This window comes from Sphingomonadaceae bacterium OTU29LAMAA1 (assembly GCA_024072375.1).
Lineage (GTDB): Bacteria > Pseudomonadota > Alphaproteobacteria > Sphingomonadales > Sphingomonadaceae > Sphingomonas.
The window spans coordinates 832,125-858,623 of record CP099617.1; the positions used below are offsets into that span (position 1 = coordinate 832,125).

General features: G+C 65.7%; 23 protein-coding genes. 11 read left to right on the top strand and 12 right to left on the bottom strand.

Annotation, left to right across the window (positions count from 1 at the left end; genetic code table 11):
• Window positions 1-52 precede the first annotated feature (52 nt).
• Window positions 53-2,992, bottom strand: a complete 2,940-nt coding sequence (locus NF699_04240; GenBank protein USU05905.1) for a TonB-dependent receptor — start codon at window positions 2,990-2,992, stop codon at window positions 53-55.
• Window positions 2,993-3,159: 167 nt separating this feature from the next.
• Window positions 3,160-3,831, bottom strand: coding sequence for a DUF6445 family protein (locus NF699_04245; protein USU05906.1), 672 nt, complete (start codon window positions 3,829-3,831; stop codon window positions 3,160-3,162).
• Between the two features lie 118 nt (window positions 3,832-3,949).
• Between NF699_04245 and NF699_04250 the strand changes: the two genes are divergently transcribed.
• Complete coding sequence (locus NF699_04250) at window positions 3,950-4,297, top strand: hypothetical protein (protein USU05907.1); 348 nt, start codon at window positions 3,950-3,952, stop codon at window positions 4,295-4,297.
• Between the two features lie 188 nt (window positions 4,298-4,485).
• Here the strand turns inward: NF699_04250 and NF699_04255 are convergent, their stop codons facing one another.
• Window positions 4,486-7,071, bottom strand: a complete 2,586-nt coding sequence (locus NF699_04255) for a M1 family metallopeptidase (protein ID USU05908.1) — start codon at window positions 7,069-7,071, stop codon at window positions 4,486-4,488.
• A gap of 153 nt (window positions 7,072-7,224) precedes the next feature.
• Here NF699_04255 and NF699_04260 point away from each other — a divergent pair, with 153 nt between their 5' ends.
• A complete protein-coding gene (locus NF699_04260) occupies window positions 7,225-8,181 on the top strand; it encodes a nitronate monooxygenase family protein (protein ID USU05909.1) in 957 nt (318 codons plus the stop codon).
• A gap of 23 nt (window positions 8,182-8,204) precedes the next feature.
• Here the strand turns inward: NF699_04260 and NF699_04265 are convergent, their stop codons facing one another.
• Entirely contained in the window at window positions 8,205-8,663 is a 459-nt protein-coding gene (locus NF699_04265) for a DUF1465 family protein (GenBank protein ID USU05910.1), read from the bottom strand.
• Window positions 8,664-8,751: 88 nt separating this feature from the next.
• Window positions 8,752-8,949: a DUF465 domain-containing protein gene (locus tag NF699_04270; GenBank protein USU05911.1), complete on the bottom strand. Its 198-nt coding sequence runs from the start codon at window positions 8,947-8,949 to the stop codon at window positions 8,752-8,754.
• 168 nt (window positions 8,950-9,117) lie between these two features.
• Here NF699_04270 and NF699_04275 point away from each other — a divergent pair, with 168 nt between their 5' ends.
• A complete protein-coding gene (locus NF699_04275) occupies window positions 9,118-9,273 on the top strand; it encodes a DUF465 domain-containing protein (protein ID USU05912.1) in 156 nt (51 codons plus the stop codon).
• Window positions 9,274-9,313: 40 nt separating this feature from the next.
• Here the strand turns inward: NF699_04275 and NF699_04280 are convergent, their stop codons facing one another.
• The 4 genes from NF699_04280 to NF699_04295 all read right to left on the bottom strand — a co-directional run bounded on the left by NF699_04280 (window position 9,314) and on the right by NF699_04295 (window position 12,244).
• Window positions 9,314-9,649, bottom strand: coding sequence for a PilZ domain-containing protein (locus NF699_04280; GenBank protein USU05913.1), 336 nt, complete (start codon window positions 9,647-9,649; stop codon window positions 9,314-9,316).
• Between the two features lie 144 nt (window positions 9,650-9,793).
• Window positions 9,794-10,258 (bottom strand): RNA polymerase-binding protein DksA, encoded by a 465-nt coding sequence (gene dksA / locus NF699_04285; GenBank protein USU05914.1) that lies wholly within the window; start codon window positions 10,256-10,258, stop codon window positions 9,794-9,796.
• Window positions 10,259-10,809: 551 nt separating this feature from the next.
• Window positions 10,810-11,421 (bottom strand): hypothetical protein, encoded by a 612-nt coding sequence (locus NF699_04290; GenBank protein USU05915.1) that lies wholly within the window; start codon window positions 11,419-11,421, stop codon window positions 10,810-10,812.
• A gap of 313 nt (window positions 11,422-11,734) precedes the next feature.
• Window positions 11,735-12,244, bottom strand: a complete 510-nt coding sequence (locus NF699_04295; protein USU05916.1) for a host attachment family protein — start codon at window positions 12,242-12,244, stop codon at window positions 11,735-11,737.
• Window positions 12,245-12,348: 104 nt separating this feature from the next.
• Here NF699_04295 and serS point away from each other — a divergent pair, with 104 nt between their 5' ends.
• The 4 genes from serS to NF699_04315 all read left to right on the top strand — a co-directional run bounded on the left by serS (window position 12,349) and on the right by NF699_04315 (window position 16,408).
• The gene (gene serS / locus NF699_04300; GenBank protein ID USU05917.1) at window positions 12,349-13,629 is read left to right on the top strand and encodes a serine--tRNA ligase; all 1,281 of its coding nucleotides are present in this window, start codon (window positions 12,349-12,351) and stop codon (window positions 13,627-13,629) included.
• A gap of 10 nt (window positions 13,630-13,639) precedes the next feature.
• Window positions 13,640-14,764, top strand: coding sequence for a M23 family metallopeptidase (locus tag NF699_04305; GenBank protein ID USU05918.1), 1,125 nt, complete (start codon window positions 13,640-13,642; stop codon window positions 14,762-14,764).
• A 32-nt stretch (window positions 14,765-14,796) separates the two neighbouring features.
• On the top strand, window positions 14,797-16,026 hold the full coding sequence (gene tyrS / locus NF699_04310; GenBank protein ID USU05919.1) for a tyrosine--tRNA ligase: 1,230 nt from the start codon (window positions 14,797-14,799) through the stop codon (window positions 16,024-16,026).
• A 70-nt stretch (window positions 16,027-16,096) separates the two neighbouring features.
• Window positions 16,097-16,408, top strand: a complete 312-nt coding sequence (locus tag NF699_04315; protein USU05920.1) for a PilZ domain-containing protein — start codon at window positions 16,097-16,099, stop codon at window positions 16,406-16,408.
• A gap of 6 nt (window positions 16,409-16,414) precedes the next feature.
• On the opposite strand, the gene recG is transcribed toward NF699_04315, so the two are convergent.
• A complete protein-coding gene (gene recG, locus NF699_04320; GenBank protein ID USU05921.1) occupies window positions 16,415-18,466 on the bottom strand; it encodes an ATP-dependent DNA helicase RecG in 2,052 nt (683 codons plus the stop codon).
• Window positions 18,467-18,538: 72 nt separating this feature from the next.
• Between recG and NF699_04325 the strand changes: the two genes are divergently transcribed.
• Together NF699_04325 and mfd are read left to right on the top strand one after the other, a co-directional pair.
• Complete coding sequence (locus NF699_04325; GenBank protein USU05922.1) at window positions 18,539-18,805, top strand: succinate dehydrogenase assembly factor 2; 267 nt, start codon at window positions 18,539-18,541, stop codon at window positions 18,803-18,805.
• A 153-nt stretch (window positions 18,806-18,958) separates the two neighbouring features.
• The gene (gene mfd / locus NF699_04330; GenBank protein USU05923.1) at window positions 18,959-22,441 is read left to right on the top strand and encodes a transcription-repair coupling factor; all 3,483 of its coding nucleotides are present in this window, start codon (window positions 18,959-18,961) and stop codon (window positions 22,439-22,441) included.
• Window positions 22,442-22,482: 41 nt separating this feature from the next.
• Here the strand turns inward: mfd and NF699_04335 are convergent, their stop codons facing one another.
• Both NF699_04335 and NF699_04340 read right to left on the bottom strand, forming a co-directional pair.
• Window positions 22,483-22,902 (bottom strand): SgcJ/EcaC family oxidoreductase, encoded by a 420-nt coding sequence (locus NF699_04335; protein ID USU05924.1) that lies wholly within the window; start codon window positions 22,900-22,902, stop codon window positions 22,483-22,485.
• On the bottom strand, window positions 22,896-24,563 hold the full coding sequence (locus tag NF699_04340) for an EAL domain-containing protein (GenBank protein USU05925.1): 1,668 nt from the start codon (window positions 24,561-24,563) through the stop codon (window positions 22,896-22,898). Before NF699_04340 ends, NF699_04335 begins: the two co-directional genes overlap by 7 nt.
• Before the next feature lie 170 nt (window positions 24,564-24,733).
• On the opposite strand from NF699_04340, the gene moaA reads away from it, so the two are divergent.
• Both moaA and NF699_04350 read left to right on the top strand, forming a co-directional pair.
• Window positions 24,734-25,720, top strand: coding sequence for a GTP 3',8-cyclase MoaA (gene moaA, locus NF699_04345; protein USU06991.1), 987 nt, complete (start codon window positions 24,734-24,736; stop codon window positions 25,718-25,720).
• The gene (locus NF699_04350) at window positions 25,717-26,496 is read left to right on the top strand and encodes an NAD kinase (GenBank protein ID USU05926.1); all 780 of its coding nucleotides are present in this window, start codon (window positions 25,717-25,719) and stop codon (window positions 26,494-26,496) included. The genes moaA and NF699_04350 overlap by 4 nt, the downstream gene beginning before the upstream one ends.
• The last annotated feature ends 3 nt before the right edge of the window (window positions 26,497-26,499 follow it).

Genomic DNA, 26,499 nt, shown 5'->3' on the forward strand with positions numbered 1-26,499 from the left:
GGCTGCCGTCCTGCGACGACAGCCCTGAGGTGGTTCGGGGGAGGAACCTCGGTTAGAACTTGTAGGTGACGCCGACGTAATAATCGCGGCCATAGCGCTGGTAGTCGATTACCTGCCGCGGATCGGCGTTCTGATAGGTGATGAACGGCCGGTCGGTCAGGTTCTTGGCCTGCGCCAGGATCGAGAAGCCCCGAAGGAACCCTTCCTGGAATTCATAGCCGATCTGCGCATCCAGAATGCCTTCCGCCTTGGCCGTCCGGTACGTCGGATTTGCGGAAAGACCGGCGACCTCCGCCAGGAACGACGAGCGGTAGCGGTAGTTGGCGCGCGCCTGGAAGCCCCATTTCTCGAAATAGACGGTGCCGCTGGCGGTGTATTTCGACAGGCCGGGCAAGGTGATGGCGGTCGCCGCATTGGCGTATTTGATCGTCGACTGCGTGTAATTGCCGCTGACGAAGGCGCCGAAGCCGTCGAGCGTGCTGGTGATCGCCTTGAACGGCAGCGACAGCGTCGCCTCGACACCCAGCACGTCGCCACGCCCCGTATTAGCCGGCGCGCTGACCGTGCCGATCGTCTGTCCCGACGCGGTCACCTGCGCCTGCTGCGCTGGCGTCAATGCCCCGAGCAGACCGCTGAAGTCGAACGGCAGCGTATTGTTGGGATCGACGAAGTCGGTCAGGTCCTTGAAATAGCCCGACAGCGCGACGTATCCGCCAGCGTCGAAATACTTTTCGAACGACAGATCGATGTTGGTCGACTGGTACGGCCGTAGTGCGACGTTGCCGCCGGTGGATGAGAAGACCGGGAACTGGCCGATCGGCGTCTGGCCGATATTGCCGATGTTCACAGCCACGTCTTGCGTCACCCGCTCCTGATCGAGGCGCGGGCGGACCATGGTTTGCGATGCACCCATTTTAACGAAGCCGTTGTCGATGAGCTCGACCGAGAAGGTCGCCGACGGCAGCACGTTGGTGTACTTCTCCGTCTGGTCAGCGGGCGCGATCGTCACGACCGTACCGACGAGGCTGGCGATCTGGCCGACGGAGCGCTGTTCGGATCGGACGACCTGAACGCCGATCGCGCCCTTGACCGCCTTGCCGCCCAGCTCGCCGTCGATGTTGAGCTTGGCGTAGCCCGTATAGACGTCCTCGATCACTCGATTGTCGCGGACCAGCGCGGACGGGCGCCCGTCGAATGCCGCCGTCAGCGAATTGTTGTACACATACAGCGGGTCGTAGGTCAGCATCGCCGGAATGCCGAGGTAATCGAGCGGAATGTTGGTGCCGAGCAGCGCCTCGCTCGGCACGTTGCCGGTACGCGGCGTGCCGCTCGCGACGGTGCAGCCGGTGCCGGTGCCGCGCGGGCAGAGGAAGTAGGAGGTGTAGGCGCTGGTCTTCTTGCGCTTGCTATAATTCGCGCCGACTTCCCAGCTCTTGAGCAGGCTCCCCTCGAACTCGCCGTTCAGGCTGGCGCGGAGCGACTTCAGGTCGTCCTTGAAACTCGGCTGGTTGAGGAAGCCCGACTGCACGACCTGCTGCGTGCCGTTGTTGCCCCAGCCCTGCGGGTCGGTGAGCTTGAAGATGTTGGTGTTGGTGTAATCCAGCGTCGGCGCGATCGAATAGGTGCCGTTGCCGTTCTGCGTGATCCGCACGGTATCGGCGACGCCACTCTTGCCAAAGCCGGTGCCGGTGTTGGTTTCCAGCAGGAAGTCGGTGCGCTTGGCGCGCGACCAGCTGGCGTCGACGTTGAAGTGGATCGTATCGGTCAGCTTGAAATCGTTGTTCCAGCCGAGCGACAGGTTCTTCGCCGAACGCTTGTTATAATCGTTGCGCTGTACCGCGAAGACGTTGTTGAACGTAGCGCCTGTCACGAAGCCGTCCTGCGACGTCAGGTTTGACGCGGTCGTCCCGTTGTCGGTCGCATTCGTCGGATCGTCGAGCTGACCGGCGAGTGGGAATTCGATGCCGCGCAGGCGCTGTTCCTCGGTGAAATCCGAATAGAGAGCGTCGAACGTCGAATGGAAGCGGTCCGAGGGCGCCCATTCGATCGTGCCTACCGCGCCGTAACGCTTCAGTTCGTTCGACTGGACGTAAGGCTTGGCGCCGTTGAGGATGTACGGGCTGGTGGCGGTGCCGGTGCCGTTATAGCCCCAGGCGTTGTAGCGTTCGTTCTGCGACGGCGTCTGCGTGCCGGATACGCCGATGGCGATGCCAAGCGTGTCGTTGGCGAACTTGTCGACATAGGTCGCCGAGGCGCGATAGCCGTAGCGCGATGAATCCGGGTTGAGATTGTCGATGCCGTTCATCTGACCGCGCGCGTTGATCGCGAAGATGCGGCCCGACTGTTCCAGCGGACGCAACATGCGCAGGTCGACGGTGCCGGAAATGCCCGCAGCAATCAGCGAGGCATCGGCGGACTTGTAGACGTTGACGTTGCGAAAGAATTCCGACGGGTACTGATCGTATTCCACGCCGCGGTTGTCGCCGACGGTCACCTGCTCGCGGCCATTGAGCAGCGTGGTCGAGAAATCGGGGCCGAGGCCGCGGATCGACAGGCGCTGGTCACGCCCTTCCAGACGCTGTGCGGTGACACCCGGCAGACGGGCGAGCGAATCTGCGATCGAGACGTCGGGCAGCTTGCCGACATCCTCGGCCGAGACGCTGTCGACGATCAGCGTCGAGTTACGCTTGATCTTGGCCGAGTTGGCGAGCGAAGCACGGATGCCGGTCACGACGATGTCCGCATCGCCGGCGGCGGCATCGTCGACCGTCTGCGCCTGAGCGATATTCTGGTTCGGCGTCGGCTCGGCGGCGGGGGCCGGCGACTGTACGGTCGCGGCGGCGGGCGGGTTGGCGGTCGGCGACTGCGGGTTCGGCGCCTCCTGCGCGAACGCCGCGCCACCGGTGACCAGCAGGATGCTGCCGATCGCGACGGAGCTGGAGCGCAGCGCGATCCGCGCGCGCTTCGAAAAACGGGAATCGATGTGGGACATGAGAAATCCTCCCCCTGCGTGGCGCCATGCCCCCGTTCGCTACCATCGCGGACGATCGGCTGACTGTCTGGCGGGCTATTGAACCCGGTGGGAAAGCGCGTGAAGTCGACCACATACGTATTCAGGGGGCATTCGAGAGACCGTGCTTTTTCTGCAACAGAGCCTGCCTAAAACGTCCCGTTCAGGAAGGTATTCACTGTCAGGCGTCCCGTCTCCGGATCGGGATCGAGCGCCATCTTCTCCGGCAGTTGCGCACAGTGCAGCGTGTTGGAGCGATACAGGATCGCGCGGTTGAACCGACCGGCGTACGATGCGACCTGTTCGAACACCGGCGTGTCACCGGCGATGTATCGAGCATCGGGTATGCCATGACGCTGCAAATCCATCTCCAGCGCCGTTCGATAGGACGCCAGCCGATCGGGCCGGATCGATTCGTAGCCGGTGCTGCGATGCCGGTAGAAGGCGGTGCCGCTGCCCTCATCGGGTGACAGATAATGGAGCAACGCGAGACGCGTCGGCGACACCTCGTCGAAATGCGGCAGCCGCTGGATCGGGGTCAGTGCGGCAGGCGGCGTGGTGACGATGGAATAGAAAGCATCGACCACCTCCAGCCCCGCCGTCCCGAACACCTCGGCCGCGACCGGCTGCAGCCGCGCGAGCAGATCTCGCAACATCGCCGGTGCCACGATCGCACGAATACCCGGATAGTGCGGGCCGATCGGTGCAAACGACAGGAAAGCAGCGTCGTCGCGAAAACGATCCGCATCGGCGAAGCCGTCGATCACCACTACGGGTTGCGCCTCGATGCCATACCGCTCGATGGAAACCTGCCAGTTCATGCATTCGCCTGTGCCACCGGTTCTGCGCGAAGATCAACCGGAACGCAGGCGGCGCGCTTGTCGTTCACCCGTTCGGCCGCCTATGTCTGAAGCGGCACGATCGGCGGGGATACATACGATGCGCATGAAAGCGGTGATGGGATTTGGTCTGGTCGCAATGTTGGCAGGATGCGGATCACCCCCTGCGGAGCAACCCGCCGCCAACACCGCCGCCGCGCCGAAAGAAGCGGGCTATATCGCCAAGGTGCTGGCGCTGCCGCCGCGCCAGCTGAACGGCGTTCTCTATCGCGCGATCGACGACGCCAAGCGTCCATGCCAGGGCATCGCCGAAGCGACCCGTCAGGCGGATCGTCAGGGCAAGCCGGTGTGGGCGGTGCGCTGCCTCGACAACAGTGCCTGGCTGATCGCGCTGGGCGACGACGGCATGGCCGACGTCACGGGCATTCCGGGTCAGGCCGGCGGCTGAGCGGGTCACGATCCTGCCGGCCCCACCCCGGTTTGAACAGGTTCAGCGCCGGTATTCGTTCCGCATCGCATGATCAGCTGACAATAGGACGGGGTTAGATGCACGCCGGTCCGAGTCGACGGCCTTGAACGCGGTCCGGCCCGCATCTCCTCGCGAAACCGCTCCCCGGCCGTAACCGGGGAGCCACCTCACTTCCCTTTGGCGACCCAGGCCTGCACCGCCGGACGCAGGCGGTCCGCCGCCGCCTTGCGCACGGCGATACCCGACACGACCCGCTTAGCCGGGCTGCGTGAGGTTTCCGGCAGCGTCTGGGCGAACGCAGTGATCTTGCCCGGCATGGCGGGATCGTTCGATCCACCGCCCAGGCTCACGATGAAGCTCGAACGGCTGCTTTCCTCGAGGAAACTCTCGACCAGCGGGCGATTTGCGACCGCCCAGTCGAACGCCATGTCGGGATGGCTGCCCGACACCGCACGCAGCAGCGCCGCCTTTTGCGGGGCGGTGAAGGTGTCCGTCTTCAACAGCTCCAGCGCCCGCGTCGCCAGCGTATCGTCCTTCGCCGCACCCAGCAGCGAGACGAAGCGGTTCTTGGCGACCGGGTTCGTCTCCGCCTTGGTCAGCGCCAGCAGCTGCTCCCAGTCCGCAGCGGTGGCGTTGATCGCGTAGGTGGACAGGATTGGCTGGCGGATCGCGGGCGGGATCGCGGTCGGGTTGCCAGCAAGCTGCCCGACATAGGTGCGCGCCTGCCGCATCACCTCGGGATCGCCATTCGCGCCGAGCCGTCCGACGAGGCTTTCGCGAAGGTTGCCGACCAGCGGGGATTCACCCGGCGTGGCGGCGAACCCGATGCGCTGGAGCACCGGCGCGAGGATGGCGACCGACTTCGCACGCAGCGGATCGGCGAGGGGCGTTCCCTCGTACAGCCCGCCGAGGCCACCCAGGCGCCCGGCAACCAGCGACCATTCGAGCGGATCGGCCGCGACGCCGACCTGCCCCATCGTGGAGAAGAAGCGCGACAGGTCCTGATAACCACCGGCTGCCAAAGCGTAGTCGTCGGCCAGCGTTCCCAGCCGGTCCGCCAGCGGCAGCTTCGTATAGTCGCGGACCAGCGCGTCATGGGTCGGCTGGTCGTACATGACGCGGGTATAGCTACCCTTGCCCTTGTTGAGCAGCAGCGTGCCGCAGCTCTTGACCGACACATTGGTCGCCGGACCAGTGACGATCGTCCGCGTCTCGCCGCCACCCAGCGTGCTGACGACCAGCGGCACCTGCCACGTCTGCGGCGTCTTCGATGTGGCATCCAGCCCGAACCGCCCCTGCGCCAGCGTCGCCGTCGTGGTGCCGCCGGCGCAGCGCGCGTTCGACAGCGTCACCAGTGGCACCCCGCCCTGCAACGTATAGCCATGCGCGATCTCCGCCACCGGTTGTCCGGCGGCTGCGGACAGTTCCGCCCACAGGTTTTCGGTGACCGTGTTACCGTATTTGTACTTCGCCATGTAGCTGCGGATGCCCTTGCGGAACGTATCCGGCCCCAGCGTCGATTCGAGCATGCCGATCACGGCCTGCCCCTTCGAATAGGTGATGCCGTCGAACGCCTCGCCGATCTGGTCGACGGTCTCGATCTTGCGGATGATCGGATGCGTTGCGGCCGTCGCGTCGATGCCCATCGCGGCCTCGCGATCGCTCGATACCGCCGCAGCTTCCGCCTTCCACGCCGGATTGAGGTCGTTCGCCGCCTTGTTCTCCATCCACGACGCGAAGCCTTCGTTCAGCCACAGGTCGTCCCACCATTGCATGGTGACGAGATCGCCGAACCATTGGTGCGCCATTTCATGCGCGACGACGGTGAAGATACGCTGACGCCCGCTCTCGGTCGCGCGCTGCGGATCGAACAGCAATTCGGGCTCGAAGTAGAAGATCGCACCCCAATTCTCCATCGCGCCAAAGAACTGGCTGGAACCGGGGCCGGCGATCATGTCGAGCTTGGGCAGCGGATAGGGCTGGCCGAAATAATCGTTGTAATAGGGCAGCATCCGCTTCGCCTGTTCCAGCGCGTAATCGCCCTGCCCCGACACGCCGCGGCGGGTGACGACGCCGATCTCGACGTTTCCGGCCATCACGGTCTTGCGCTCCAGATCGCCCATGCCGAGGTACAGGAGATAGCTCGACATCACCGGCGTCTCGGCGAAACTGTAAAGCTGCGTCCCGTTCGCCTGCTTCGCCACATTGGTGACGGGCATGTTCGAGATCGCGAGCTGGCCGGCGGGCGCGACCGCCTTCAGCCGGAACTTCGCCTTGAACGCCGGCTCGTCCCACATCGGTGCGAACCGCCGCGCATCGGGAGCCTCGAATTGGGTCGCGAGCATCCGCGCCTTCGATCCGTCCTGATTGGTGTAATCGATCGCAAACAGCCCGGCGGCGGACTGGCCGATCTTGCCGCTCCAGCTGAAGCCGACGGTGTGGCGGCCGACGTTCGCCGCGGTCGGCAGCGTCAGCGTCAGCTGCTGCTTGTCCTTGTCCAGCGCATAGCGGACCAGTTTGCCGTCGAAGGTCGCGGCCGACAGCGCCAGATCAGCGGCGTTCAGCGTGATCGTGGTGGTCGCGGCCTTGACGTCGATCTGCACCGTCTCGGTGCCGGTGAAGGTCATCGCCTGCGCATCCGGCGTCACCGAGATGTCGTAGACGACGGGAACGACGTTGGTCGGAAGGCTGCCCGCGGCGAGTGCCGGGGTGGATACGGTGAGCGCAAGAGCGGTGGCGAAGGCAAGCTTCATGAGGAACGCGACTCCGGATTGGGTGTATGATTTCGCCCATACGCCTTTGTTTGACCACGGCAAGATGCGGGTGGCTGCAAAACCGTCCCGTGGCTTGCTGGACAGCAAGATCGGTTTCGGTAAACAACCGATCCCGAGAGGATGCCGACGCTTATGACACTCACCATCTTTGACCGCCTGCGCCTGCCCGTGATCGGTTCGCCGCTGTTCATCATCTCCGGTCCGGAACTGGTGATCGCGCAATGCAAGGCCGGGATCGTCGGCTCGTTCCCCGCGCTCAACGCGCGGCCCCAGGCGCTGCTTGACGAATGGCTCCACCGGATTACCGAGGAACTGGCCGCGCACAATCGCGATTATCCCGACGCACCCGCCGCGCCGTTCGCGGTCAACCAGATCGTCCACAAATCGAACGATCGGCTGGAGGCCGACCTCGAAACCTGCGCCAAATGGCAGGTGCCGATCGTCATCACCTCGCTGGGCGCGCGCGAGGATCTGAACACCGCAGTCCATGGCTGGGGCGGGATCACATTGCACGACGTCATCGACGATCGCTTCGCCCGCAAGGCGGTGGAGAAGGGCGCCGACGGCCTGATCGCGGTGGCGGCGGGCGCGGGTGGCCATGCCGGCAAGCTGTCGCCGTTCGCCATCATCCAGGAAATCCGCCAATGGTTCGACGGGCCGCTCGCGCTATCCGGCTCGATCGCAACCGGCGGCGCGGTGCTGGCGGCGCAGGCGATGGGCGCCGATTTCGCCTATATCGGCTCACCCTTCATCGCGACCGCCGAGGCGAATGCCGCTCCCGAATACAAGGAGTCGATCGTCGCCAGCCGGGCAGCGGACATCGTCTATTCCAACCTGTTCACCGGCGTACACGGCAACTACCTGCGCAGCTCGATCGCCGCATCGGGTCTCGACCCCGACAATCTGCCCGAGGGCGATCTCAAGACGATGGATTTCGGCGGCGGCAACGGATCGAAAGCCAAAGCGTGGCGCGACATCTGGGGATCGGGTCAGGGCATCGGTGTCGTCGATCGCGTCGAGAGCGTCGCGGACCGTGTCGCACGTCTATCGAGCGAATATGCTGCGGCGAAGGCGCGGCTGGCGGGCTAATTCGCCCGGGTGTGGCTGACGGGTCAGAACGCCAGCGCCAACCGGTTGTGCAGCTGATGCACCGGGCTGTGATCTGGCTGCGTCTCCTGCGCGGCGTCGAGCATTCCGACACGTCGATGGAGGTTCGCGCTCGCCTCCACCAGCGCGCGTGCACGCTGCGGCAGTGCGCCGACCAGATCGGCATCGAATTGCGGCGCGCCGCCCAGTCGTCGCGCTGCATCCAGCGCATCGCGCGGCTTCAATTCACCGGCGTCGACTGCGCGCTGGGTCAGGAGCCACGCGATGACGTGCATCAGGCGTGTCGTGACCTTCAGCGATTCGCAGGAAAACCCTACCCGGATCAGCGGGTCCAGCGCCTCGCGCTCGGCACGGCCGGCCTCGTCGAAATATGAACGCGCCTCGTCCGCAAGCAGCATGGCCTCCGTATAGAGGGCGTCGATCAGTCGACGATGGATGCGGGATTCATTGCTGCGACCGGTCATGTCGCCTTGGTGACACAGCATGCCGTCGCTGCACAGCGACACGTGAACGTCAGGTGTACCAAAATAGCGCCGTTACGGCCGCTCGGCGTCAAGCGATGATGTCCGGGATCAATTGATCTTCGCAATTGGCGATCTCGTCGCGCAGCCGCAGCTTGCGCTTCTTCAGCCGCGCGATCTGCAACTGGTCGGGCACGCCGGTGAGTGCCAGCGCATCGATCGCCGCGTCGAGGTCGCGATGCTCGATCCGCAGCAGGTCGAGCCGGGCGATGATCTGCGCTTCGTCCATCCAAAACCCCCTGGCACCTGGCGCCTCCCTAGCCGAGCGGAGCCGCCGCACCAAGTCGTCGCGCGCATCCACTCGGCTAATCGCGTTCACCAATTTGGGTGAGGACTTTTAAGCCTGCCGATGGTTTACTCGGTTCCCCAACACGCGTGCATCAGGAGGTACACCGAAATGCAGACGACGCATCAGCAGGCCCTGGAGACCAAGCATGCGGCACTCGACCGCCGCATCGCAGACGAAGCTCATCGCCCGATGCCCAACTCCGCGATGATTGCCGACCTGAAACGGAAGAAGCTGAAACTGAAGGAAGAGCTCAGCGGGCTCTAGCCGTCGCTTCGCCCCTCCCTTCGCGGAGGGGCTTTTCGTATCAGCGCTTGCCCGTCACCGGCTTGCGCGCACGCTTCGGGTCGATCGGTCGATCGAGTGCGATACCGATGCGACCTTCGGTGCACCAGGCGACCTTGCCCTCTACCTCGCCGATACCGCGCAGATCGAGGCTGACCGGCGTGCCGGTATCCTTCACGTTGGTACAATCGACCATCAGGCCGCCTTCGGACAGATTACGGACCCGCACCTCGCGCACCGTCGTCTCTCCGTTGAAACGAAGCTGCGCCATCAGGAACAGGCTGTCACGCGAACGGCTGCGCTGCGACCCGCCGGCGTCATCGGCCTTGGAAGACGGGTCGTAGGAGAAGCTGTCCATGTTTGAAACGTACCTTGCTGTTCGAGCCGTCGGAGTCCGGGCGACGGGGTGCCGAGCCGATAGCCTGTCCTGCGCGTAACGGCGAAGAATAGCCAAACCCTTAACCACGCCGCATGGAAACCGTGCCGCCCGGATTACCGCAGCTCAATCCTCTCGCGAGATCTTTTCGTTGCGCTCGTGACGTTCCTGCGCCTCCAGCGTCATCGTGGCGATCGGGCGCGCCTCCAGCCGGCCGAGGCTGATCGGTTCGCCGGTCACCTCGCAATAGCCGTATTCGCCCTCATCAATGCGCCGGATCGCCGCTTCGATCTTGGACACCAGCTTCCGCTGCCGATCGCGGGTACGTAACTCGATAGACCAGTCAGTTTCGCTCGACGCCCGGTCGGTCAGGTCCGACTCACGCAAGGAATCGAGTTGCAGCTGGTTTAGCGTACCGGCCGCGTCCTGCAGGATCGCGTCCTTCCACTTCAGCAATTTGTCACGGAAATACGCCTGCTGTCGCAGGCTCATGAACGGTTCGTCGGCACTCGGCCGATATCCATCATCGGCATCATTGGCCGGTAACGGATTGGAATTCATATCGTGTACGCGACTGACTTGCGTTGCCATACCACTCTCCCTCCGGCCCCATGTTGACCTCGGGGCCGCCCCCAAATGGTGAAGGCGCCTATAATCGTGCGCGAACAGAACCACAAGCGACTGGAGTTGCCGAATCGTACCCGGTCACGAACGTTTATTGCGAATTGCGGCTTTCGCGCATCACCTGATACAGGGTTCCAGAGGGTCGCGATGGTAAACAGGGCAGTCAGCTTCTGTTCCACTCTGGCACGTTAACGGCGATGGCGTCCGACCGGGACCAAGAAAAGCGACTCATTGGGCCAAGATCATGATTAACGAACTTGCGCTTAATCGTTTGTTTTGCACTTGGTAGCATAGCGGCAATGCTCTGCTGCGACCGGGATTCTGGGGCAGTCGCGCCAGCAACGAGAAAGAGACGTTATGTCCGTACGGATGGCTTTGGCTAAATTGTGCGCTTGCGCATGTGGGGGAGCGTTGATCGGTGGTGGCGCTGTGCACGTCGCAGAGCGCCCGAACCGTCCGGCCTACGTCAAGCACGCCAAGAAGCGCGTCGTCGCCCGCCGTCAGGTCGCAGCGGTCCGTCACGGCGGCACCCGCCGGCGAATCGTGACGACCACGACCACCGCCTGCGCACCCGCAGTCGTGACGGTGGCGAGCCAGGCCGCACCCGTTCCGGTACCCCTGCCCGCATCCGAAGGCTTCATCAGCGGCGGTGGCGGCGGCGTGCCGGTGGTCGTCGGCGGCAGCGGCGGTTTCGGGGGCGGCTTCGGCGGTGGATTCGGGGGCGGCTTCTTCGGCGGTGGTTCGTCGGGATCGAGCGGCAGCATCGTGATCTCGTCCACGTCCAGCGGCGGATCGTCATCGACTTCGTCGGGCGGTTCGTCCTCTTCAACGTCGAGCGGCGGCTCGTCCACCTCGACGGGCGGATCATCGACCTCGACGGGGGGATCGTCGACCTCGACCGGCGGCGTGAGCAGCACGTCCTCGACATCGAGCGGCAACGTCAGCAGCACGTCCTCGTCGGGCAACGTCAGCAGCACTTCATCGTCGAGCGGTAACGTATCCTCGTCGTCGAGCGGCAACGTCTCGTCTTCTTCCAGCGGCAACGTATCGTCATCCAGTTCGTCCTCGTCGAGCGGTAACGTGTCGTCCTCGTCGAGCAGCAGCGGTTCGTCGTCCGGTTCCAGCTCCACCTCGTCGAGCAGTTCGTCCTACGGCTCGAGTTCCAAGGGCTGGAGCACCAGCGGCGGCTGGTCGTCTAACGGCGGCTGGACCTCCAGCGGTCACCACGGCTCGTCGGGATCCAATGGCTCGACCGGATCGTCGGGCGGTCCGCCCGCACCGGTTCCTGCGCCGCCGATGGTATTGTTGTTCGGCGCCGCTGCCGCGGCGCTGGTCGCCCGCAAGCGACTGGCGAAACCGCAGGCCGCCTGAACGCCTCGGCCAAGCCAAATATAGGGGCTGCCGGACGATCGTTCGGCAGCCCCTTTTTTTGTTTCGCGACGATCAGGCGGAACGGAGCGCCTGTTCGATATCAGGCACGGAATGACCGGTCAGATCCTTGGCCAGTTCGGCCGTCAACCGCTCGCTGACCGCCTTATGATAGTGCTTCCGCAACTCGCCCAGCGTCTTCGGCGGGGCGACGATGATCAACGATTCGAATTCGTTCGCCAGGGCCCGTCGCTTGAGCATGTCCGCCGTATCCGCGGCAAAGCGATCTTCCTCCTGCTGATGGTAGTCGGTCTCGCCCATCGATCCACGTGACGGCGCGAACTGCGCGCCGCCGCCGCTTGCATGGTTCGATCCACTCTGCGCCACTGCCGGCGCACCGGCGCCACTCTGCGTCGACCGGGCACCGCCCGCAGCGTCGGTCTTCTGGTCGCGATCGGCCGGGTTCACATGCTCCTCGGCGTGCTCGACCTGCAGATTGGGGTATTCGGCATCGCCCTCGTTGCGGAAGAACAAGGCCTTGCGCCCGTCCGCAACCAGCACGAACGCGTTATGGGGGATCTGCATCGTCGCTTACTCCTGGTCGTTGCAATCACGGGTCTTAACGCGGCGGGGCACGAGAGGGTTGCCGGCTTGCGCGCATGCGGACAGCCCGCCATAGCCGTGAGACTATGCACGACATCCGCGCCATCCGGGACGATCCCGCCGCATTCGACGCCGCCCTTGCCCGCCGCGGCGTCGCCCCGCACGCAGCGACCCTGCTGTCGCTTGACGATGCCCGCCGTGCCGCGATCGCCGGGGCGCAAGAGGCGCAGACGCGCCGCAACGACGTGTCCAAGCAGATCGGCCAGGCCAAGGCGCAGAAGGACGAGGCGCGAGCGCAGGCGTTGATGGCGGAGGTCGCCATCTTGAAGGACGCTTTGCCCCGGCTGGTCGCCGACGAAAGCACCGCTGCCGCTGCACTGGACGACCTGCTCGCCGCCCTGCCCAACCTGCCCGCAGCCGATGTCCCGGACGGCGAGGACGAGGAAAGCAATATTGTCGTCCATGAGCGCGGCACGATCCCCGATTTCGCCTTTCCAGTTAAGGAGCATGACGCCATCGGTCCGGCGATCGGGCTGGATTTCGAAACCGGCGTCGCCATCGCCGGCGCGCGCTTCACGCTTGTCCGTGGTCCCGCCGCACGGCTCCAGCGTGCGCTCGGCCAGTTCATGCTCGATACCCTGACGCAGCGTCATGGCTATGAAGAGGTCGCGCCGCCGCTGCTGGTAAAAGACGAGGCGGTGTTCGGCACCGGCCAGTTGCCCAAGTTCGCCGAGGACCTGTTCCGCACCACCGATGGCCGCTGGCTGATCCCAACCGCCGAGGTGTCGCTGACGAACATCGTGCGCGAGGCGATCCTGCCCCCCGGAGAACTACCGCTGCGCTTTGCGGCATTGACCCCCTGCTTTCGGTCCGAGGCCGGGGCGGCCGGTCGCGACACCCGCGGCTACATCCGCCAGCATCAGTTCGACAAGGTCGAGATGGTGTCGATCGTGCCCGAGGACGCATCCGACGCCGAACACGAGCGGATGACAGCCTGTGCGGAGGGCATGCTCGATGCGCTCCGGTTGCCGTATCGCCGGATGCTGCTGTGTGCGGGCGACATGGGGTTCACCGCGCGCCGCACCTACGATCTGGAGGTGTGGCTGCCCGGCCAGAACACCTATCGGGAGATTTCGAGCTGCTCGACGTGCGGTGATTTCCAGGCCCGTCGGATGAACGCCCGCTATCGGCCTGAGGGCGAGAAGGCGACCCGCTTCGTCCATACGCTGAACGGCTCAGGGCTGGCCGTCGGGCGAACGCTGGTCGCGGTGCTGGAGAATTATCAGCAGCAGGACGGATCGGTCGCAGTGCCCGACGTGCTGCAACCGTATCTCGGCGGGCTTACCCGGCTCGAACCCCGCGGTTAGGAGACGGCGGATGCGACGCTGGCGGATCATCGGCTGTACGGCGCTCACCGGTGCCGCGTTATCCGCCTGCATCCCGAGCGTCGGCGGCGCCGGCCCAGAAGCGGACGCTCCCCCGCCCGTGACGCGCGGCGGTCCGCAGCGCTATGATCCGCCTTCGGATCGGAACGACGATCTTCCCGCCCGCGGATCCGGGATGCGTAGCGATGTCGCCATGCCGCCCACCGCCAAACCCGCGTGGGAGGCCCGCCCTGTCAGGCCCGATGGCCAGATCGTGGCCGACCAGAGCTACACTGTCACGGCGGGCGATTCGCTGCGCCGCGTCGCCGAACGTACGGGCGCGGGATCGGAAGCGATCGCCCGCGCCAATGGCCTTCAACCGCCATTCACCATCCGGCTCGGCCAGACGCTGACCATCCCCGGCGGTCGCTACCATCTGGTCCGGCAGGGCGAGACGGGCATCGCCATCGCCCGCGCCTATGGCGTCGAATGGTCGCGGATCGTCGCCGCGAACGCACTCGAAGAACCCTATGTCCTGCGTGCCGGCCAGCGGGTGCTGATCCCCGGCGATCCGGCACGTCCGCCTAGCCGGGCCGATCGTGCCGCCGCCTTCCGCCTCGATATCGACGACATCCTCACCGGGGGCGAGCCGACACCAGCGCCGCGGCAGGCACCGGCAAAGCCCGTCGCAACTCCTCGCCGGGTACTTCCCCCGACTGCCGTCGTCGCCGCGCCGCCGCGGTTGCAGGGCGGCTTCGTCTGGCCCGTCGAGGGTCAGGTCGTCCGCCGCTTTGGTCCCGGCAAGAGCGGCGAACGCAACGACGGCATCAAGATCGCCGTCCCCGTCTCGACCCCGATCCACGCCACGGCCGATGGTGTCGTCGCTTATGCCGGCGACGGGATCGCTGCGCTGGGTGGGCTGGTGATCGTCAAGCATGGCACCGGCTGGACCAGCGTCTATGGCCACGCCAGCAAGCTGCTCGTCCAGCGCGGCCAGAGCGTGAAGCGCGGCCAGACGATCGCGCTGTCGGGCGACACCGGTTTCGCCGATCGGCCGGAGGTGCATTTCGAGCTGCGCAAGGGCCGCACGCCGGTCGATCCCCAGGCGCAATTGCCCCGTGACCAGAGGGGCAGCTAGCGGGAACGCCCGCGCCTTGCTAACCGGCGCGCATGACCTACCAGTCCGATCTGCTCAACACGCTCGCCGCGCGCGGCTACGTCCACCAGATGACCGATGCGTCCGCGCTCGATACGCTCGCGACGAAGCAGGTCGTGCCGGGCTATATCGGCTTCGATCCGACCGCACCGTCGCTGCATGTCGGCAGCCTCGTCCAGATCATGCTGCTTCGCCGGCTCCAGCAGACCGGTCATAAGCCGATCGTGCTGATGGGCGGTGGCACCGGCAAGATCGGTGATCCGAGCTTCAAGGACGAAGCGCGCAAGCTGCTCGGTGAAGAGGGGATCAAGGCGAACGTCGCCTCGATCAAGCGCATCTTCGAACGCTTCCTGACGTTCGGTGACGGCCCCACCGATGCGGTGATGCTCGACAATGCCGAGTGGCTCGACCAGCTGGAATACATCCCCTTCCTGCGCGATGTCGGCCAGCATTTCAGCGTGAACCGGATGCTCAGCTTCGATTCCGTCAAGCTGCGGCTCGACCGCGAACAATCGCTCAGCTTTCTCGAATTCAACTACATGATCCTTCAGGCCTATGATTTTCTGGAACTCTCCCGCCGCGCCGGCTGCCGGTTGCAGATGGGCGGCAGCGATCAATGGGGCAACATCGTCAATGGCATTGAACTGTCGCGGCGGATGGACGGCACGGAGGTGTTCGGCGTCACCACGCCTCTGATCACGACGGCGGACGGCGGCAAGATGGGCAAGACGATGTCCGGCGCGGTGTGGCTGCACGAGGACCAGCTGTCGCATTTCGATTACTGGCAATTCTGGCGGAACACCGACGATCGCGACGTCGGCCGCTTCCTGCGACTGTTCACCGACCTGCCGCTGGACCGGATCGTCGAACTGGAAGCTCGCGAGGGTGCAGGGATCAACGAGGCGAAGAAGGTACTGGCCAACGAAGCGACGGCGATGTGCCGCGGCCGGGACGCTGCCGAACAGGCCGCGGAAACCGCGCGGCGGACGTTCGAGGAGGGTGGCAGCGGCGACGCGCTGCCTGCCGTCACGGTCGAAGCCGGATCGATCGTTATCATTGATGCGCTGCTCCAGCTCGGCTTTGCGAAGTCGAAAGGGGAAGCCCGTCGACTGGTGGCAGGCGGCGGCGCCAAGGTGAACGGGGAGCGCGTCGATGACGATACGTTGATGATTTCCGTCGCTGACGAGCCGATTCGCGTGTCAGCGGGAAAGAAGAACCACGGCCTGCTCATTTCGGGGCAGTAAGCCTCTGTAAACAGGTTCGATGTACCGATAAGTCCGAAACGGTCAGCGCCCTGGCCGTGAGGAGTGCGTAGTGTTCACTGGAGCGACGAATCCAATCGACGATCGCACCGAGCCGCGTGACGAGGTCCATCACCGCAGTCGCGCGATGTTGGCGGACCGACGGTCCGTATCGGTCTTGATCGTCAATCTGTCGCCGCAGGGATTGATGATCCGTAGCGACGCGCCGGTCAGCGTCGGCGAATGGCTGCGTATACAACTGCCGGTCGTGGGGGAGGTACAGGTCGCCGTTCGCTGGGCGCTGGGCGGGCGGATCGGTTGTCAACTGGAACGGCCAATCGCCGCCAACCGCTATCACATGGTACTAGGCGCGATGAGCGCCTGAGCGAGCTCATCCCGATCGCAGCAGCGCCACGCCGGCATCCCGATCGAAGAGGTAGAGGGCGACACGCGCCGCCTGTCCGCGTGGCCCCTCCAGCCCGCCATCGCGATCGATCAGCAACCGCGCGTCGTCCTGCGCACATTGCAGCAGGTCGGCGAGCATATCCGGCAGCGCCAGCCGGAACGCCACCTCACCCGATTGCCGCGTGCCCAGTAATTCGCCGCCGCCACGCAGCCGCAGATCCTCCTCGGCGATCCGGAAGCCATCGTTGGTCTCACGCATCAACGCCAGCCGCGCCCGGGACGTCTCGCTGAGCGACGTACCGCGCAGCAACAGACACCGCGACAGTCCCCCGCCCCGCCCGACGCGCCCGCGCAACTGGTGCAATTGGGCAAGACCGAACCGGTCCGCGTGCTCGATCACGATCAGCGTCGCGTTCGGTACGTCGACGCCGACCTCGATCACCGTCGTCGCGACCAGCACGCTCAGCCGGTTACCGGCGAACGCCTCCATCACCGCGTCCTTTTCGGCGGGCTTCATCCGCCCATGAACCACACCGATCCGCTCGCCGAAGCGTGCACGCAGCGACCCGGCGCGCATCTCGGCCGCGGCAAGGTCGCTCTTCTCGCTCTCCTCGACCAGCGGGCAGACCCAATAGGCTTGCCCGCCATCCGCCATGTGGCGACCGATCGCATTGACGACCTCGTCCAGCCGGTCCTCCGACACCACCCGCGTCTCGATCGGCTCGCGGCCCGGCGGCATCTCGTCGAGCCGGCTGACGTCCATCTCGCCATATTGCGCCAGCGTCAGCGTGCGCGGGATCGGCGTCGCCGTCATCGCCAGCAGATGCGGCGGCGCCTTACCCTTCGCCTGCAACATCATCCGCTCGGCGACACCGAAGCGATGCTGCTCGTCGACCACGACCAGCGCGAGGTCGCGGTAACCGACCGCTTCCTGAAAGATCGCATGCGTACCGACGAGGATATCGATCTCGCCCGCCGCGAGCGCCATCAGCGTCGCCTCGCGCGCCTTGCCCTTGTCGCGTCCCGTCAGCACCGCGATCTCCAGCGGCAGGCCGGAGAGCATCTTGCGCAACGTCTCGTAATGCTGGCGCGCGAGGATTTCCGTCGGCGCGAGCATCGCCCCCTGCGCCCCCGCCTCCACCGCGATCAGCAGCGCCATCGCCGCGACCAACGTCTTGCCCGACCCGACATCGCCTTGCAGCAGCCGCAGCATCGGCGCGGTCTGCGCCAGATCGCCCTCGATCTCCGCCACCGTCCGCGATTGCGCGCCCGTCGGCGTATAGGGCAGTTTCAGCAGATCGCGCAGTCTCCCGTCGCCGACCAGCGCCCTGCCCCGCCGCTTACGCGTATCGGCGCGAACGAGCGTCATCGCGAGCTGGTTGGCGAAGATCTCGTCGTAGGCGAGCCGCTCGCGTGCCACCTTGTCGGCGGGATCGTCGTGGATGCGCTGCAACGCCTCGCGCCAGTCCGGCCAGCCGCGTTTCGCCTTCAGCCCCGGCTCGATCCATTCGGGCAGGACAGGCGCACGGTCCAATGCCTGTGCTGCGAACCCGCCCAGCCGGCGTGAGGTCAATCCCTCCGACAGCGGGTAGATAGCCTCCCGCTCCCGAAAAACCTCATCCGGCTCACCCAGATCGGGATGGATGATCTGGAGCATCTCGCCATAGCTTTCGAGCTTGCCCGATACCCGCCGCGGCTCGTTCAGCGGCAACAGCTTCTTCACCCAGCCCGACGATCCGCCGAAATAGACGAGGCTGACGTAATTCCCCTTGGCATCGACAGCCTGCACACGCGTCGGCCCACGCCCGCTACTGGTCCGATAATCACGCGGCGTCAGCGTGATCGCGATCACCCGCCCCGCATCCGCCACGTCCAGTTCCTCCCGCGGCAGCCGGTCGATCCATCCGCTCGGCAGGTGGAAGGCGACGTCGACCACCCGCTCCAGCCCCAGCCGGTCGAGCGGCTTGGCGAGCGCGGGGCCGACGCCCTTCAGGGCGGTGACTTCGGCGAACAGCGGATTGAGGATATCGGGGCGCATGACTACATGGCTGCTATACCCGACCCGATAACCGCCGCCAGCGGTCATCGGGCTATTTGCATTGGAAGCCTGATGGATCACGCCATCCGTTTGAAACGCCTGAAGTTCCGAAGCTGGCATCGCGGCACGAAGGAGGCCGATCTGATGATCGGCGGCTTCTTCGATGCGCATGGCGCGGGCTGGACGCCGGAGGAACTCGACTGGTTCGAGGCGTTGCTGGAGGAACAGGACGTCGACATCATGGGCTGGGCGATCGGCTCGCTGCCCTGCCCGCTCGAATGGAACGGCCCGATGATGCAGCAGATGCGCTCGCTGAGTTACGTCCCGGTAACGCGGTGACGGAAGATAAGTAGCGATAGCCCCTCCCTTGCAAGGGAGGGGTTGGGGTGAGTGGAGACCTGGCGCTACGTCACCAGAGAGACCCCGATTGACCGTATCGCTTGGACCCAACCCACCCCCGACCCCTCCCTTCCAGGGAGGGGAGGAGCATAGATGCCCGACCTGAAGACCATCCTCGGCGCCAAGACCCAGCTGACGCTCGCAGGCGTTCCCGCCGGTTTCCAGCCTGCGCTGCTCGCCGATCTCGCGCGCGCGGCGGCGCATTCCGGCAAGGGCGGTCGCGCCGTCTTCATCGCGCCGGACGACGCGGCGATGCGCGCGATCGCCGCAACCGCCGCCTTCTTCGCGCCCGAACTGGAAGTCATCAACTTTCCAGCTTGGGACTGCCTGCCCTACGATCGCGCCAGCCCGACGCTGCGGATCATGGCCGAACGCATCGCTGCCCTGTGGCAGTTGCAGCGCGCGTCGAAGGCGCCGAGGCTCGTCCTCACCACCGCCAACGCCGCGACACAGCGGGTCCTGACCCCCTTCCGCATCCGCCAGCTGGTCGCGACGCTCGAACCCGGCGCACGCATCGACCGCGACGACCTCGCGCGACTGTTGCAGGCGAACGGCTACGTCCGCACCGAAACTGTCCACGATCAGGGCGAATATGCCGTCCGCGGCGGCATCGTCGATCTCTACCCCAGCGGCGAGGAACAGGCGCTGCGCCTCGACTTCTTCGGCGACGAGATCGAGACCGTCCGTACCTTCAGCCCCGAAGACCAGCGCACCACCGGCCGGATCGACGGCTTCACCCTCCTGCCTGCCTCCGAAGCGCTGCTCGATGAGGAATCGATCAAGCGCTTCCGCACCCGCTACCGCGACAAGTTCGGCGCGACCGCGACAGGCGATCCGCTGTATCAGGCGATCAGCGACGGACGCCGCCTCGCCGGCATGGAGCATTGGCTGCCGCTGTTCGAGGACAAGCTGGCGACTTTGTTCGACCACCTCTCCGCCGACGACGTCATCGTCCGGGACTTCGGCGTCCCCGGCGCGATCGACGCGCGGATGGAATCGATCGCGGATTATTACGAGAACCGCCAGCGCGCCGAGGCCGCCCAGCCCGGCAGCTATCGCCCGCTCGCCGCCAAGTCGCTCTACCTCGACGCGAAGGAATGGGCCGCCGGCCTCGACGCCGCGCACGCGCACCTGACCACGCCGTTCCACGAACCCGAAAGCGCCACCGTCCTCGACTTCAATGTCGATGGCGCCCGCGACTTCGGCCCCGAACGTGGCAACGGCACCAACATCTACGAAGCGGTCGTCGATCACCTGAAGGCCTTGCGCAAGCAGGGCAAGAAGCCGGTGCTCGCCAGCTATTCGATCGGCGCCCGCGAACGGCTCGGCAATCTGCTCAAGGACCACGGTCTCAACGGCGGCAAGGCGGCGGACAGCTGGCAGGAAGCGCTCGGCGTCGCGGACATCTCGAAGAGCGCCGGCGTCGCGCTGGTCGTGCTGCCGCTCGACCACGGCTTTACCGCGCCCGACGTGGCGGTGCTGACCGAACAGGACATGCTCGGCGACCGGCTTGTCCGCCGCGCCAAGCGCAAGAAGTCGGCCGACGCCTTCCTTGCCGAAATCGCCGCACTGACGCCGGGCGACCTTGTCGTCCACAGCGACCACGGCATCGGCAAATACCTCGGCCTGACCTCGATCCCCGTCGGCAAGTCCCCGCACGATTGCGTCGCGGTCGAATATGCCGGCGGCGACAAATTGTTCGTGCCGGTCGAGAATCTCGAAGTCCTCTCCCGCTACGGCTCGAACGAAGAGGGCGCGTCGCTCGACCGCCTCGGCGGCGAGGCATGGCAGCGCCGCAAGTCGAAGATGAAGGAGCGCATTCGCGAGATCGCGGGCGAACTCATCAAGACCGCGGCCGAACGCGCCTTGCACCCCGGCGACGTGCTGGAACCCGACGCGAGCGGCTACCCTAGCTTCGTCGATCGCTTCCCCTATGCCGAGACGGACGATCAGGACCGCGCGATCGACGATGTGCTCGGCGACCTGTCCGCGGGCAAGCCGATGGACCGGCTGATCGTCGGCGACGTCGGCTTCGGCAAGACCGAGATCGCCCTCCGCGCCGCGTTCGTCGCTTCGATGGCGGGCAAGCAGGTCGCGGTCGTCTGCCCGACGACGTTGCTCGCCCGCCAGCATTACAACAACTTCACCGCTCGCTTCGAAGGTTTCCCGATGAACATGGGCCGCCTGTCGCGGCTGGTGCCCGGCAACGAGGCGAAGCAGACGAAGGAAGGCCTCGCCGCCGGCACGATCGACGTCGTTATCGGCACGCACGCGTTGCTCGCGAAGAACATCGACTTCAAGCGCCTCGGCCTCGTCATCGTCGACGAGGAACAGCGGTTCGGCGTCACCCACAAGGAGCGGCTGAAGGCGTTGCGCGCCGACGTCCACATGCTCACCCTCACCGCGACGCCGATCCCGCGCACGCTCCAGATGGCGATGAGCGGCATCCGCGAACTGTCGGTGATCCAGACCCCGCCGGTCGATCGCCTCGCGGTCCGCACCTACATCATCCCGTGGGACCCGATCGTGCTGCGCGAGGCGCTGCTGCGCGAACATTACCGCGGCGGCCAGAGCTTCATCGTCACGCCGCGCGTCGCCGACCTGCCCGACCTCGAGGAATACCTTCGCAACGAGGTGCCGGAGATCCGCTACGTCGTCGCACACGGCCAGATGAGCCCGACAGAAGTCGAAGAGCGGATGAGCGCCTTCTACGACAAGAAGTTCGAGGTGCTGGTCTCGACCACGATCATCGAAAGCGGCATCGACATCGCCTCCGCCAACACGATCATCGTCAACCGCGCCGACCGCTTCGGCCTCGCCCAGCTCTACCAGCTCCGCGGCCGCGTCGGCCGGTCGAAGACGCGCGCCTACGCCTATCTCGTCACCCCGCCCGAACGGCAGATGACCGAGACGGCGGAAAAGCGATTGAAAGTGCTGTCCGACCTCGATTCACTGGGTGCCGGCTTCCAGCTCGCCAGCCACGATCTCGACATCCGCGGCGCTGGCAATCTGCTCGGCGACGAACAGTCGGGGCATATCAAGGAGGTCGGCTACGAACTCTACCAGGCGATGCTCGAAGAGGCGATCATGGACGCCAAGGCCGGTGGCCTCGCCACCCGCCCGCGCGATTTCAGCCCGCAGATCACCGTCGACGCGCCGATCCTGATCCCCGACGATTACGTCCCCGATCTCGACCTGCGCATGGGCCTCTACCGCCGCCTCAACGAACTGGAGGAACATCGCGAGATCGAAGCGTTCGCCGCCGAGATGATCGACCGCTTCGGCCCGCTGCCCGAGGCAACGGAAAACCTCATCAGCGTCATCATGATCAAGCTGAACGCAAGAAAGGCGTGCATCGCCAAGATGGACGTCGGCCCGCGCGGCGTGCTGGTCGCGTTCCACGACGACACCCCGCCCAATGTCGCCGGGCTGCTGGCGTACGTGGAGCGCCTCAACGGCGTCGCCAAACTGCGTCCCGACAGCAAGCTGGTGCTGCAACGCGCCTGGCCCGATGCCAAGTCGCGGCTCCACGGTGCATTACAACTATCGAGGGGGCTGGCAAAAGCGGCAGCCTGACCTACTCGGTCCTGCCCCCTTGGGAAAGGAATACAGGAATTCTAGCTGCTGTGGTCGGACACGACCTTCCAGCCGTCGGGCTTCCGTTCGAACAGCAATGAGGTCATGCCGGTAGCCTGCTTGCCACCGGGATAGGCCAGGGTCCATCGTGCCCATAGCATCCGGTGCGTTGCATCGACCCGCCGTGTTCCAAGCATTCGGAACGACAATCGGCCGCGTTGTTTCGTATCGGCGCCATAGGTCCTGGAATAACGCGCGGCGATGGCCGCCTTGCCGCGGACAAGCCCCTTGTCCGTGACGAACACGGCGTCGTCGGCATAGATGGCCAGGAACCGCGGCACGTCGCCTGTGCTCCAGCCGACGGCGCTGTCCTGCATCACCGCCCGTATGGCGGCGTCCGGGTCCTGCGTCCGGGCAACCGGCGCCGCAGACGTTGCGAGCACGATCAGAGGTATCAGCATTTTTCTGTCTCCAGCAATCGGATCAGTGATGCCTCATCCAGCGGCTCGGCCAGCAGATACCCCTGATAGAAAGTGCATCCTTCCTGCGCGAGCGCCCGACGCTGGGCCTCGGTTTCGATTCCTTCGGCAATCACAGCCAGCTCCAGCGAGCGTGCCAGCGTCATGACTGCACGCACGACACCGCGATGGCGGGCGGTGCCTTCAATGCCATGGACCAGCGCCTTGTCGAGCTTCAGGTAATCGAGCGGCAGTGCCGTCAGATAGGCGAGACTGGAATATCCGGTACCGAAATCGTCGAGGGCGACCCGCATTCCTGCGACGCGCAACGCGGAGAGTACGTCTGCGGCCGTCTCCAGATTACGGATCGCGCCGGTTTCGGTGATCTCCACCGTCAGCCTTTCGAACGGCACACCGCTCGCGGCGACGCGATCGAGGAACAATGCGGCGAAGCCCGGCCGACCCAGATCCCCCGCGGTCAGATTGAGCGACACGCGCAGACCGGAGAGGCTGCATGGCCAGCGCGCGACCCGGCCGAGCACCAGCCCCTGAATATGATCCGACAATGCGATGCCCAGATCGGCACGATCCGCCGCCGCAAACAGGGCGTCCGCGCCCAGCGGGCCGAGCCGTCCGTGATTCCATCGGGCGAGCGCTTCCACGCCCGTGACGTGACGCCCGTCGATAGGTGCTTGCGGCTGGAACAGCACGTCGATCTCGCCGCGCTCGATCGCCAGATGCAGGTCGATGGCAAGCGAGTCCAGCGGTGCGGCGCCTTCCGGTCCGGCGATCCGGATCATCGCACCATCGCTCGCCTTTGCCGCGACGAGCGCCTCGCCCGCGCGTCGCAACAGCCGGGCCGCGTCGTCACCGGAATCGCTTTCCGCCATGCCCCAGCGGCTGCCGAGCACCGCCTGTCGCACGCCTACCGCCAGCGGCCGCGCCAGGGCGGCATCCAGCGCCGCGGCGAGTCGGGCAAGAACAGCAGGGGACGCCGCCGCCGCAACGATGATGTCACCGCCCCCCGGCGTAATCACCATCGCCGCAGGCCCCAACAGGCTCTGCGTCACGGCCTCCACCTGCGCCCGCGCCTCGGCGATCAGCGTGTCGCCAGCGGCACGCCCGCGCGCGGCATTGAGAATATCGAGTCGCGACAAGGCGATCATCAGCACACCGACATGTGCACCCTCGCCCAGCCGCCCGGCGATCCATGGCCCGATGCCATCGTGCTCGATATGATCGCCGAAGCGTGATCCGCGACGGTCGGCCAGATCGCGCATCGCATGCCGGACCGCGAAGCGCAGGACGTGTCGCAACTCGTCCGCATCGCCGCGATCCACATAGAAGTGCGTCGCGCCGCCAGCGAGGATTTCGTCAAGGTCGCCGTTCTCCGCGGTCAGCACCAGCAGCACGCCGCCGGTGGCCCCGACCAGACCACCCAGCGCTCGCACGTCGGGCAGTGCCATGGCCACGTCGCGACGCGCGTCGACCATCATCACGCCTGCGCCGCTTGCGAGCGCGCGGCCGGCGACACCCTCACCGCCACCATCGGCAATGACGGACCACCCCTGATCCTGGCACTGATCCCGGACGAACGCGGTCAGTTCGTCCCGATCGTCGATCGATACGATGAACAGCGTCGCATGACCGGCGTCTTTCCCCATCGATCCCAGCGTAGGCAGGCGAACGTTAACCGGCAATGGAAAGCCGGCGGTCGAGGGCGAAATGGAACCGACTTGTCCCGCGACGGTTGACGGCCTAGCTCCGTGACATGACAAGCCCCCTGCCCCTTGACGATCCATCGCCGGTCGCCGGCCCTCGCGTCGGTGCGCCGATGGCCCTTGTCGATCCGCAGGGACGCACGATCCGATACCTGCGCATCTCGGTGACCGACCGCTGCGATCTGCGCTGCCGCTATTGCATGGCCGAACAGATGACGTTCCTGCCGCGCGCGAAACTGCTCAGCCTCGAGGAAATCGCGATCATCGCCGAACGCTTCATCGCGCGTGGCGTCAACAAGATCCGGTTGTCGGGTGGCGAACCGCTGGTCCGCCGCGATGTCGGCGACCTTGTCCGCCGGCTCGGGCGCCATGTCGGCGCCGGTCTCGACGAACTGACGATGACCACCAATGCCACGCGGCTGGCGCAATACGCCGCTGAGATGGTCGATGCGGGTATCCGTCGGATCAATGTCAGCCTCGACAGCCTCGACCCTGACCGTTTCCGCTACATTACGCGGCACGGCGACGTGACACAGGTGCTGGCCGGAATCGCCGCTGCGAAGGCGGTGGGGCTCGCGGTCAAGATCAACATGGTCGCTCTTGCCGGGCTTAACGAAGACGAGATCCCGGCGATGCTGCAATGGTGCGTCGATCAGGGCCATGATCTGTCGCTGATCGAGACGATGCCCTTGGGCGCGATCGACGAAGATCGGACCGATCGCTTCGTCCCCCTCACCCGCGTATTCGACGATCTTTCCGCTCGCTTCCCGCTGCTTCGTGATACCCATCGCACGGGCGGGCCCGCGCGCTACTGGCGGGTCGGCGACAGCGCAACCAGGCTCGGCCTCATCTCCCCCCTGACCGCGAATTTCTGTGATGGTTGCAACCGCGTGCGGCTGACGACCGAGGGCAAGCTGTACATGTGCCTCGGCCACGACGATCAGGTCGATCTGAAGGGGGCGTTGCGCGATGGCGGCATCGACGGCCTGGACCAGGCGATCGACCGAGGGCTGTCCCGGAAGCCGGCCCGTCACGATTTTCGAATCGAGGCGGGCGCCGCACCGGCGGTGGCACGCCATATGAGCGTTACCGGCGGATGAGCCTTTATGAGCGGCGGGCGCTGGTCGCCTCGCCCACTAGCCCCGCGCAGGCCGCGGCCGCCGAGCTGGCGGACGCCGCCGACTGGGTCGACCCCGCCGACGCCGACGTCATCATCGCGCTCGGCGGCGACGGCTTCATGTTGCAGACTTTGCATGGGCTGCTCGATCGTCGCAGGTTGGCGGTGCCGGTGTTCGGTATGAACCTCGGCACGGTCGGTTTCATGATGAACGAGTGGCGGCGCCACGGTATCGGCGAGCGGCTTGAGCGGGCAAAGCCGTTCAAGGTCACGCCGCTGGTCGCTACGGTCACCGGCGTCGACGGGCGGGTCCATCAGGCCCCCGCGATCAACGAGGTATCGCTGCTGCGCGAGACGCGTCAGACCGCCAAGCTGGAGGTGACGGTCAACGATCGCGTCGTGCTACCCGAACTGGCGTGTGACGGTATCCTGGTCGCGACCCCGGCGGGCTCGACCGCCTACAACCTGTCCGCGCAGGGACCGATCCTGCCGCTCGGTTCGAATATGCTCGCGCTGACGCCGATCAGCCCGTTCCGTCCGCGTCGCTGGCGCGGGGCGATTCTGCCCGACAAGACGCGCATTTCGCTGCGGGTACTGGATTCCGCCAAACGGCCGGTATCGGCGGTCGCGGACCAGCGCGAATTTCGCGACGTTGCCGAGGTGTCGGTCGCGATCGACCGCTCGCGCGAGCTTACCCTGCTGTTCGATCCCGAACATGCCCTCGACGACCGGATCACGATGGAGCAATTCGTCGCCTGAGCG